Here is a 9,922-nt window from a genome sequence, read left to right as displayed (position 1 = left end):
CCCCCAGTGTTGGTTAATCTGCTATGCCCAGGCCTGCTGAAAATACCATTATTCGGATACCACCTTCCGTGAAACCGCCACTCAGTAGGGATGCGTCTATCTCAAGTAGCGCTCCGCCTATTCAACCGGTTCTACGCGCATTTCGTCGGCCCAGAAATCACCCGCGATGACATCGAGTTTGTAGTACGTCCCGTTCGCTCGGACGAAATCGGTGTTACTCAAGCTCTCCGGGAGTGAGTCCCACTTGCCGAACGGCGTATCGTATGAGCCATTCTCGATTGCCTTCTGGACTGGCTCTCTCACCTCCAGCGAAATATTTTCGAGAGCAACGACGGACGCATTTTCCGACGGCTGTTGTTCGGTTACCTGAATCTCATAGGTGGCTAACGTCGGCCCAGCGTCCCACGAGAGCTGGTAGTACGACCCATTTTTCTGGACGTACTCGTGGTTCTGGAAAACTTCTTTGGCGTCAGTGGGGAAGTACGTTTGATTGACGTACGGTGACTCACGGACAGAGTCGGGTGCGAACCCAGTTCCTCGTTGCTGGGCGGCATCAAACGCTTGTTGCTCTGTGTCTGAGAGCGCGGTGTAGTTAACGGTATTACTCAGCGTAGCGCCAGTCGGGGTCGCATTTGACGGGCTGGACGTAGTTGTTGGGACTGCGGACGTCGTCTCTGTTGGCTGCGTGGAGGGAACGCCGCCGTTCAGCCCGCTACAGCCAGCAAGCAGCACGAGGAGGACGACCATCAATTCACGGCGCATACCGACAGTTCCCGACCAGCAATAAAGTGTTTTGTGGGACGCCGAAACACACAATTAATCCACTTCAAGACTGACTGATTCCGCGCTGTCCTGTACTTACCGAACTACAGCAGAATCGGGTAGCTGTTGAGGATTCCCAGGTAGCCGAGTATCCGTTTTTTGGGGCCCCTGAAGGGGCGCAGGGCAGCCAGTAGCCTCGCCAGTTCAGATGTGGGGTTCAGTAGCGGCGATAGAGTGTGATTTCAGGGACTTCAAAACAGACATTCAAATATCAAGACGGGACCAAACTGAGTGACTCATCCACACATGGGCAAGAAGCTATACTCAGACGGACAACTCCTTAATCGACTCCAGAAGTTCGCTTCGGAACTCGGTCGGCCTCCGTCGCAGAATGAGATGGACGATTCGGGCCCGCATGCTGCGAAGACGTACGGGAATCGGTTCGGGTCGTGGAATAACGCACTCGAGGCTGCCGGACTTCAAACCGGAACAAACGAACCTAACGGCAGACCACCAACCCCTGAAGAGGATCTCCTCGCAGACATCCAATCAGTTGCCGAAATCGTAGGGGAAACTCCGTCAGAGCGCGAATACAGTGATCTTGGCGAGTATTCGGTGAAGACATACTGCAAGCGATTTGGAGGGTGGAATTCAGCACTACGGGCGGCCGATTTTGAGCCGAACGTTGAAATGAACCTCTCCGAAGAGAGACTCATTACTGCCTTACAGGGGTTCGCTGAGAAACTGGGTCGACCGCCCACAACAGATGAAATGGACCGGAGTGGCCCCTACACCTCGAATTCGTACAAGCGAGCGTTTGGAACCTGGAATCGTGCTCTTCGACAGGCTGAGTTGGAAGTCCACTCCGTATGGGATGTGAGCGAGGAGGATCTGATATCCGAACTCAACCGTCTCGCCGAAGAGCTAGGCCATGTCCCTCGGAAGGATGAAATGCGAAACCAAGGGAAATGGAGTGCAGCAGTCTATCAGGAGCGATTCGGTTCGTGGAATGAAGCTCTCCGAGCTGCCGGCTTCGAGCCGAATGAGCGGTGGCGAATTCCACGGGAGGAGTTATTAGCCGAACTGCGGGCTGTTGCGAATGAGCTGGGCCACCCACCGACAACAACGGAAATGAACGAACACGGGAAGTTTACCATCGATCCGTATCAGCGTGAATTCGGAACGTGGCGAACGGCCCTTCAAGCGGCCGACCCGGACTATCTAGAAAACTACCGTCAGTCAGATACTGAGATAGTTCCGTTTGGCTCGAACTGGCCACAGATTCGTGAGGAGATCATCACCCGTGACAACGAGTCCTGCCTGCGCTGCGGTATGGGCCGTGAAGCTCACCGCGAGAAATTCGGTCGTGATCTCCCGGTACATCACCGGATTCCACGACGGCGGTTCTACAACGATCCAGATTGGTCTGTCGACGATGCAGATGTACCGAGTAACCTGCTGACTCTCTGTATCCCGTGCCATCGCCGACTCGAACGGCTGCCAGTCCAACCAGTAGTTGACTAACAAGCGAAGACCCGCGTTCAGCACAAAGGTATCTGCCGGCGAGCAGAGCGTCTACCTCCCGCCGGCGTGACTTCGCGACCTGTTTTTCGTGCCCCCAGAGAGGGCGAGGGCTCCTTCGAAAGCTCTCAGAGGTGACTTCCAGTGAGTCAACAACAGAGTCCCGACAACGTCTCGATCGACGAGATCCCGGTCGATATCGACAATACGCAATCAGCAGAGGTCGATTCCGCCGACGTGCCCAACGAAATCGAATCCATCACCCGTGGGCTCGCCGGTGAGCAGCCGCCGACGAATCCTATAGTGGTTCTCAAAGCGGCCCGGTGGTGGTATCTACACGGCAAGGGCGGGACAGATCCCGCCTTCCAGTGGGCCATCGAGTGGACACGTCATCTTGCGACCGACACGCCCAGTGACGTCGAGCGGTTCGACGAGTTCCTCGAGTACCTCGTTACGGTCGGCTTCGCTGACGAACGCCACGAACTCCGCTGACCGACAGAGCGGTTTTTTGAACGCCCCTGAGGGGTGCGGCGCGGTCTGAACAGACGCAGTCGCCGTGAACTCGATTCGGTGAACACAATGGCCACGACCAGTGACTCGTCGGTCTCCTTCGATCAGACCGACACGCGATCCGACGAGATGAACAGCACTATCGAACAGTGGATCGACGAACTCGTCGCCGGCGTCGACGACGCGCAGGCCAGCGAAGAGTTCCAGGAGTGGCTCGACGTCCAGAGTCGCTTCCACGATTACTCCTACCGGAATACGCTCCTCATCAAGCGCCAGTATCCAGAAGCGAGCCGGGTGGCGGGCTACCGGACGTGGCAGGAGGAGTTCGACCGCCATGTCAAGGAAGGTGAGTCGGCCATCTGGATCTGGGCGCCGACCATCACCAAGCAGTGCCCGGAGTGCGAGAATTCGCCGAGCTATCACGAAGATAGCGACTGTGACTACGATGAGACGTCGCCCGAGGAGTGGTCCGAGGGCCTGGTCGGGTTCAAGCCCGCGCCGGTGTTCGACATCTCCCAGACCGAGGGCGAGCCGCTTCCCGACCTGGACACTGAAGCAACCGGGGACGCCGGCGACCTCGTCGAGCAGTTGACTGCCGCCGCTGACGACCTCGGCGTGACGGTGCGGATCGTTCCAGCCGAGGAGTGGACCCACGGCGAGGCGAAGGGAATCTGCGAGCAGCTGAGCCTCGTCGACGTCCAGCCGCTCGTCGAGGTGCGTGATCGGGAGAACGAGGCCGACCTCGCGCGGACGCTAATTCACGAGTACGCCCACGCTCTGCTCCACTTCGACGTCGACGACGACACCGAGCGGGCGAAACGCGAAGTCGAGGCCGAAGCCGTCGCGTACGTCGTCGGGCGGTACTGCGGGCTCGACACTAGTGGGTCGGCATTCTACCTCGCTGCGTGGGAGTCGGACGATTCCGAGGTCGTTCGCGAGCGCCTCGGTCGGATCAGTCGAACGGCAGAGGAGGTTATCCAGACAGCCGTACGCCAACGGTAAGCTACTACTCGTTGCCAGCCGGCGAGGCAGAAGGTTCGTTTTCGACGATGATTTTCCGCGAGAGTACCTCTATCACCGTCTCCGACCCGATAGCAGTACCACCATCGATTTCTTCTACACGGAGGGTGACGTCCTCGGGGCTCGCACAACCGCAGTTGACGAACTCGTCCCACTCATCGCCGATGGAGACCTGTCCGGCGTGTGCCCGTTGGAGGTATTGGCGGTACGTGTGTTCCGTCATGTTTTCCTGCAGCCACTCGCTGTCGGCGACCCACCAGTCGTCGGTGTCGTCGGGATCGGTCTCCGGCGACCGGAAGGAGACGAGGACTCGGTTCGCCTGATTCTCGACGGTACTCGGATCGGTCGTATTGACGGGTCGTCGGTCGGTTCCGCCCATCAGTCGTCGGCCTCCGTGGCGATGGGCTCGGTACTACCGGTCGCGAGTTCGGCTGCCGATTCGAGCCACTCTTCGACGTCCAAGGCGGCCATACTACCCGTTCCCGCGGCGGTGACCGCCTGCTGGTACTCGCGGTCCATGACGTCACCGGCCGCAAAGACGCCGTCTGCCGCCGTCGCCGTCGTCGCCCACGCGTCCCCGGTGTCTGCGGTTTGGACGTAGCCGTCTCCGTCAAGGTCGACGGGCGTCTCCCGGAGGAAGTCGGTGTTGGGCTCGTGACCCACGGCGTAGAACACGCCGCCAACATCGACGTCTTCGGTTGCGACGTCCTCGCCAGCCTCGTACTTCTCCCTCGGGTACCCGTCCGGGTGGAAGACGAGCGTGGCACCGGTCACACCGTCCTCCTGTGAACCCTGGATCGTGACGAGTTCAGTGTTCCGGGCGAACTCGATATCGTCGTGTTCGCGGGCACGGTCGGCCATAATCTCCGATGCTCGCAACTCCTCACGTCGGTGGACGACCGTCACGGAGTCGGCGAACTTCGCGAGGAACAACGCCTCCTCCATGGCGCTGTCGCCGCCACCGACGACGAGCACGTCGTCGCCGCGGTGGAACGCACCGTCACAGGTTGCACACGTCGAGAGTCCGGCCCCCATCAGTTCGTCTTCGTTCTCGGCGCCGACCCAGCGCGCGCTCGCGCCGGTCGCGACGATCAACGACCGCGTGTAGATCGTGTCGCCGGCCGACAGCGATAGTTCCAGCGGCTGGCCGCCCAGGTCCGCGTCCTCGATACTTCCATGCTGGAACTCGGCGCCGAACTGCTCGGCCTGCTCCTTGCCGCGCTGAATCAGCTCCATCCCGCCGACACCCTCGGGGAACCCGAGATAGTTCTCGACATCGGTCGTGAGCGTGAGCTGACCGCCCGGTTCGTCGCCCTCCAGCACGAGCGGGTCGAGGTCGGCCCGCGCGGCGTAGACCGCCGCCGAGAGCCCGGCGACTCCCGAGCCGGCGATGACTAGGTCGTGGATATCCTGAGTCATTTACTCGGTGTAGGTCTCGATGAGCGTTCGGAGTTGGTCTTCGCCCTGGAGACCGACAATTTCCTCAACCTGTTCACCGTCGGCGAACAGGACAAGGGTGGGAACCCCCCGGACGCCGTAGGCGGAGGCGAGTTGCTGGTTGGCGTCGACGTCAACTTTCGCGACGGTCGCGTCGGTCTCGGCGGCGATAGTCTCGACGGTCGGCTCGAGCATCTGGCAGGGGCCACACCAGTCGGCGTAGAAGTCCGTCAGGACGACATCGTGTTCGCTGACCACGGCATCGAGGTCGTCGGCGCTATCGACGTGAATCGGTTCGTTCGCAGGAGCGCTGCCTGCGTCGGTTGCAGTATCGGTTGCCATCACCTGTCCCTACGGACTGCCGACCATTAAGTCTTGCTCTATTTCCACAATACTACACACAACTCAAAGAGCGGTCTGGGGGCCACGAAGCAAGCAAGGCATAGAAACCGGCGTAACACCAACGTAAGCGCTAGAACGCGTCCTGCCGCGACTCATACTCGCCCCCACAATTGTAAAAACAGTGTACGTATGGGCGGACAACCCATCGCACTTCGACGTCAGTTCCACTCCGATTCGAGCGCGTCGAGCAATCCGTCGACCTCCTCCCGAGTGTTGACTGCATGGACGGATACCCGGATCGCGTTCGGGCTCGGGAGCGAGCGCACGACGAATCCCTCTGTCGCCAGTCGTTCGACCGTCGATTCGGGATCGTCGACGTCGATCGTGACGAGGCCCGACTCGGGCGGATTGGGACTGTAGAGCTGACCGTCCGGGATGCCGTCCACGAGCCGTCCGGCCAGGGTCTGGATTCGCTCCGCGATGCGATCAATTCCGATCTCGTCGATCGCATCGATCGCCTCGGCTAGGGCGACGTGGGGGGCGGGGTTCGACGAGCCGACCTCGAACCGCCGGGCACCGACCGCAAACTCGTAGGGGTCCGCCGTCGGTGTCTCGACGCTCCGGTAGCCGACCGTGTTGGGCGTGAGCGATTCAGCGACGTCGCCGCCGACGTAGAGGAAGCCACCGCCCCAGAGTCCCAAGAGCCACTTGTGGCCGGCTGCTGCGACCGCGTCAGCACCCCATTCGTCGACGTCCATCGGGAGCTGTCCCGGCACTTGCACGGCGTCGACGAGCGCGAACGCACCCGCCTCGTGGGCGATGTCGACGAGGTCGCTGACGGGCAACTGGGTGCCATGTGTCCACGTCACCGCACTGAAGCACGCAAGTCGTGCATCCTCAACGGCTTCGGCGAAGACGTCGAGATCGATTCGACCGTTTTTGGTCTCGACTACTCGAACGTCGACGCCCTGCTGTTCCAAGCGTTGCCACGGAAGCGTTCCGGCTGGGTGCTCGAGGTCGGTTCGAACGACGGTGTCGCCGGGCTCCCAGTCGATGGCGTTCGCGATAGCGTTAATGCCCGCGGTCGTGCTCTCCGTGAGTGCGATTTCGTCGTCGTCCGCACCGACGAAGGTGGCGACACGCTCCCGTACGCGGTCGTATTCGTCGAATGCCACCTCGTAGGGGTCGTTTCGAGTATTCGTCTCGTACTCGTGTGACCGCACGAACTCGTCAGCAGCTTCGACGACGTACCGCGGGCTCGGCCCGTGGGCGCCGAAGTTCAGGTAGACATCCTCGTGCAGGGCGGGCGTATCGGCGCGAAGTTCTCTGGGGTTCATCTCGTTGTCGGTGAATTAGTCCCGATACCGGGCGATCAGGTCGCGGAGTGCCTGTTCGTTCTGGCCACCGCGAAGCTGTTTCACCGGTTGTCCGTCGGCGAACAGGACGAACGTGGGCGTGCTCTGGGCACCGAACTCGATCGCCGTTTCGAGGTTTGATTCGATATCGATCGTCAGAACCGTCGCGTCGGTGTCTTCCGCGAGTGTTTCGAGAACCGGCTCCATCCGCTTGCAGGTCCCACACCACTCCGTGTAGAACTCCACGAGAGTGACGCCGCTGTCCTCGACGGCAGTCTCAAGGTCGCCATCGTCGAGTGAACCCACGCTGTCCGTCTTCGCTGTTTGTGTTGCCATTAACAGACTCTATGCACTAGATCGTTAATAGTCTTGGGCTTACTATACAATATAGGCTGGGTATGTCTTTCGTCTCAGAGCTATTGAATGAGAGTAAAGCGATTCGAGGGCCATCCGTGGATGCCACGAGCACACAATTGTCGGGTTAGATAGCCTCGTTATTCGAATTAGACATCACCGAACGTAATATCAGCACCATCCCAAATGAGACGAGTACTGCCTGTATGAGGGCCGCTGAGAACAGCGACGTTCCCAACACACTGTAGACGAGGCCTTCACAGATAGCTCCGATTCCTATGAATACGAAGCCGACAGAAACGTAGAGCATCGGATGGCTCTCACTCCGCTTGTATGCGTAGAAGGCGAGGTACGCGACCAGAAGGCTGAGAAACAGCGTAATCAACTTGACGACGACGATTGACGGGCTGATCATGTGCTCTCCCGGAAGTTCTCCCAAAGCGAAGCGAAATTATCGGCGAGTTCATCACGTGTTTCGACGGAGAGTTCGAACTCACCGTCGGCGATTGAAACGTGGAACGCCTCGACCGTCGTCTCGAACAGCTGTTTGTGCTCTCCACCGGAGCCGATCGTCGAATGGACGGCAATGAGATCATGGCTCCGTAATGTGGAGATGCGACGGTAAATGGTCGCCAGCGACGCGTCACAGACCTCGCTAAGATCCTTTGCCGTTCGTGGCTCCTCCTCAGCTGCAAGTAGAATCGTGCGTGAGTAGTCGTCCGCAAAGACTTCGAGGAGGGACGCAGACGGATTGCCCTCACGACTCTCCATATCTCTGCATTGTGAGGGCGGCGTAAAGATTCGGTGGTTTCCCCGATTCTGGTTCGTAGGCTGAGATTTCCCCGTTCAGAGAGTCGTATTGTCGTACGAGGCTTTTTGCGAATAGTGCAAACAGACAGCGTCCTTTACAGCCCAGCAACTCGAGCGATAGTACTGATGAGACGGTTTCAGAGACGGCATCTCAAAGCGGCAGTCATCAGCGTCGGGTCGTTTGTGCTGTTCGGGGTCGTCACTGGATTGATTCCCAATCCGGTCTACGTTCGGATGGTTCCCCGAACACTGTTGGATTATCTCTTTCTCGCTCTCACTGCTGGATTCCTGGGCTTCTACGTGTTACAGCGAACAACGGAGCAGCGTGGCGACGAAAAGACTGCAACTGCGGGTGCTGTTCTCGGATTTCTAGCGTTTGGATGCCCGATCTGCAACGCGTTTTTGCTTGCCCTGTTTAGCAGTTCCGCGCTAATGACGTACTTCGACCCGCTCCGGCCGCTTCTGGGAGTTGTGAGTGTTGCGCTCTTCGCCGGGCTTCTGTACGTTCGCTCGCAACGTCCGTGTGAGTCCTGTGAGGTAGAACCGAAGCAGACGGCCACACATCAGTAGACCAGTCAAATGACAGATACTCAAACAGAACCAACCGACGAGACGGGTTCACGGCGCCGCTGGTCACTGCTCGGACTCGGTGGCGCACTGAGTCTCTGTTGTCTCTTTGCCGCTCCGGCCGCGACAGGCGCTGCCGGAGCTACCGCTGCTGGTGGTGCAACGGCGGCCCTCGGAGGCGGACTCATCCGAATACTAGTGGCGGCACTAACAGTTGGGGTTCTCGGCTTTGTATACCGATTTCGGTCAGACTCCAAATCCTGCCAAACGTGAGTCCTCTAGACGAGGATGAGTCACTACTGTCCGGTCTATCCGAACATCGCTCCGCCAGGGATATACCCGAACGACCGGAGCGAATACCACGTCACGTAGACGCCGATCAGTACGAAGGCCAGACTGCCAGCGTAGCGAGCGGACTGTCCGTATTTGCCAAGCGAGAGTGAACTCCCCGTAACGCGTGCGACCACACTGACACCGAGAACGAGTGTCCCCATACCCGCTCCGAATGAGCCAAACACGGCAAGTCCCTGCACGAGCCCTTCCGTCGTGAATGACGTGAGAATCATCCCCAGAAAGACCGGCAGATTACACGCTAGACTGCCAACTCCGTACACGATACCGAACACAAAGAAGGCTGGAATCGTTGCTGAATCTCGCTCAGGGAGGCGGATCGACTGCAGCGGAGAAAGGTTGTAGTAGTACATGATACCGATACCGATCAAGAGCGGCCCAACGAGGAGTTCCATCGACACGAGATACGGTTCGATCCACTGGCCGAGGAGAAGCACGACACCGCCAATAAGCAGATAGACAGCGACCACGCCGGCCGTCACGAACCCGCCGACGCGAAGTCCATCGACCACTGCACGTCGACCGAGTCCCAAGAGCATGAGGAGTGTGCCGACGACGACAACGGCGACTGGGGGATAGTAACTCCCTGTTCCGAGTTTCGCGAGTGGGACGATCAGCTCATAACCGGGGAGCAAAACCCGAATACCGGCAACCGCCATGTAGAAGAGCGGGATCGCCCCGACGAGAAACACCAGAATGCCATTAACTAGGAGGGCTGTCCGGACAGGACCAGACGCGTCCGATTGGTCTGCTCGCGCTGCATCTTCGCCTTGTGTATAAAAGTACGAGAGGTACGCAGGGAGGAGCCCAACACTACAGGGGGCAAAGAACATCAAGACACCCGCAGCGTATGCCGCCACAAGTATCGATGATGAAGCAAACAACGCCATCGG

13 protein-coding genes are annotated in these 9,922 nt (G+C 59.2%); 4 read left to right on the top strand and 9 right to left on the bottom strand.

Features of this window, described 5'->3' with window-relative positions; all coding sequences use genetic code 11:
• Window positions 1-117: 117 nt before the first annotated feature.
• Window positions 118-747: a hypothetical protein gene (locus AVZ66_RS14910; RefSeq protein ID WP_157575710.1), complete on the bottom strand. Its 630-nt coding sequence runs from the start codon at window positions 745-747 to the stop codon at window positions 118-120.
• Between the two features lie 321 nt (window positions 748-1,068).
• Here AVZ66_RS14910 and AVZ66_RS16415 point away from each other — a divergent pair, with 321 nt between their 5' ends.
• The 3 genes from AVZ66_RS16415 (at window position 1,069) to AVZ66_RS14895 (ending at window position 3,795) form a co-directional block, all read left to right on the top strand.
• Window positions 1,069-2,286, top strand: coding sequence for a homing endonuclease associated repeat-containing protein (locus tag AVZ66_RS16415; RefSeq protein WP_197407816.1), 1,218 nt, complete (start codon window positions 1,069-1,071; stop codon window positions 2,284-2,286).
• 141 nt (window positions 2,287-2,427) lie between these two features.
• The gene (locus tag AVZ66_RS14900) at window positions 2,428-2,775 is read left to right on the top strand and encodes a hypothetical protein (protein WP_058984942.1); all 348 of its coding nucleotides are present in this window, start codon (window positions 2,428-2,430) and stop codon (window positions 2,773-2,775) included.
• Between the two features lie 87 nt (window positions 2,776-2,862).
• Entirely contained in the window at window positions 2,863-3,795 is a 933-nt protein-coding gene (locus AVZ66_RS14895) for an ArdC-like ssDNA-binding domain-containing protein (protein ID WP_058984941.1), read from the top strand.
• A 4-nt stretch (window positions 3,796-3,799) separates the two neighbouring features.
• On the opposite strand, the gene AVZ66_RS14890 is transcribed toward AVZ66_RS14895, so the two are convergent.
• The 7 genes from AVZ66_RS14890 to AVZ66_RS14860 all read right to left on the bottom strand — a co-directional run bounded on the left by AVZ66_RS14890 (window position 3,800) and on the right by AVZ66_RS14860 (window position 8,072).
• Window positions 3,800-4,192 (bottom strand): hypothetical protein, encoded by a 393-nt coding sequence (locus tag AVZ66_RS14890; protein WP_058984940.1) that lies wholly within the window; start codon window positions 4,190-4,192, stop codon window positions 3,800-3,802.
• Entirely contained in the window at window positions 4,192-5,232 is a 1,041-nt protein-coding gene (locus tag AVZ66_RS14885; protein WP_058984939.1) for an NAD(P)/FAD-dependent oxidoreductase, read from the bottom strand. The genes AVZ66_RS14890 and AVZ66_RS14885 overlap by 1 nt, the downstream gene beginning before the upstream one ends.
• Window positions 5,233-5,592, bottom strand: a complete 360-nt coding sequence (gene trxA, locus AVZ66_RS14880) for a thioredoxin (protein WP_058984938.1) — start codon at window positions 5,590-5,592, stop codon at window positions 5,233-5,235. It lies immediately after the preceding gene.
• Window positions 5,593-5,810: 218 nt separating this feature from the next.
• The gene (locus AVZ66_RS14875; RefSeq protein ID WP_058984937.1) at window positions 5,811-6,929 is read right to left on the bottom strand and encodes an aminotransferase class V-fold PLP-dependent enzyme; all 1,119 of its coding nucleotides are present in this window, start codon (window positions 6,927-6,929) and stop codon (window positions 5,811-5,813) included.
• Between the two features lie 15 nt (window positions 6,930-6,944).
• Window positions 6,945-7,283 carry a co-chaperone YbbN gene (locus tag AVZ66_RS14870; protein WP_197407815.1) on the bottom strand — a complete coding sequence of 113 codons (339 nt, stop codon included), beginning with the start codon at window positions 7,281-7,283 and terminating at the stop codon, window positions 6,945-6,947.
• Window positions 7,284-7,428: 145 nt separating this feature from the next.
• The gene (locus AVZ66_RS14865; protein WP_058984936.1) at window positions 7,429-7,716 is read right to left on the bottom strand and encodes a hypothetical protein; all 288 of its coding nucleotides are present in this window, start codon (window positions 7,714-7,716) and stop codon (window positions 7,429-7,431) included.
• Window positions 7,713-8,072: a helix-turn-helix domain-containing protein gene (locus tag AVZ66_RS14860; protein ID WP_058984935.1), complete on the bottom strand. Its 360-nt coding sequence runs from the start codon at window positions 8,070-8,072 to the stop codon at window positions 7,713-7,715. The genes AVZ66_RS14865 and AVZ66_RS14860 overlap by 4 nt, the downstream gene beginning before the upstream one ends.
• Window positions 8,073-8,237: 165 nt before the next feature.
• On the opposite strand from AVZ66_RS14860, the gene AVZ66_RS14855 reads away from it, so the two are divergent.
• Window positions 8,238-8,681 carry a hypothetical protein gene (locus AVZ66_RS14855; protein ID WP_058984934.1) on the top strand — a complete coding sequence of 148 codons (444 nt, stop codon included), beginning with the start codon at window positions 8,238-8,240 and terminating at the stop codon, window positions 8,679-8,681.
• 305 nt (window positions 8,682-8,986) lie between these two features.
• Here AVZ66_RS14855 and AVZ66_RS14850 read toward each other — a convergent pair whose 3' ends face one another.
• Entirely contained in the window at window positions 8,987-9,919 is a 933-nt protein-coding gene (locus AVZ66_RS14850) for a cytochrome c biogenesis CcdA family protein (RefSeq protein ID WP_058984933.1), read from the bottom strand.
• Window positions 9,920-9,922 lie beyond the last annotated feature (3 nt).

It is taken from the genome of Halobacterium sp. CBA1132 (assembly GCF_001485535.1).
In the GTDB taxonomy this organism is placed as follows: Archaea; Halobacteriota; Halobacteria; order Halobacteriales; family Halobacteriaceae; genus Halobacterium.
Note: the sequence above shows the minus strand (reverse complement) of the source record. Positions and strands in the feature narration are given on the sequence as shown.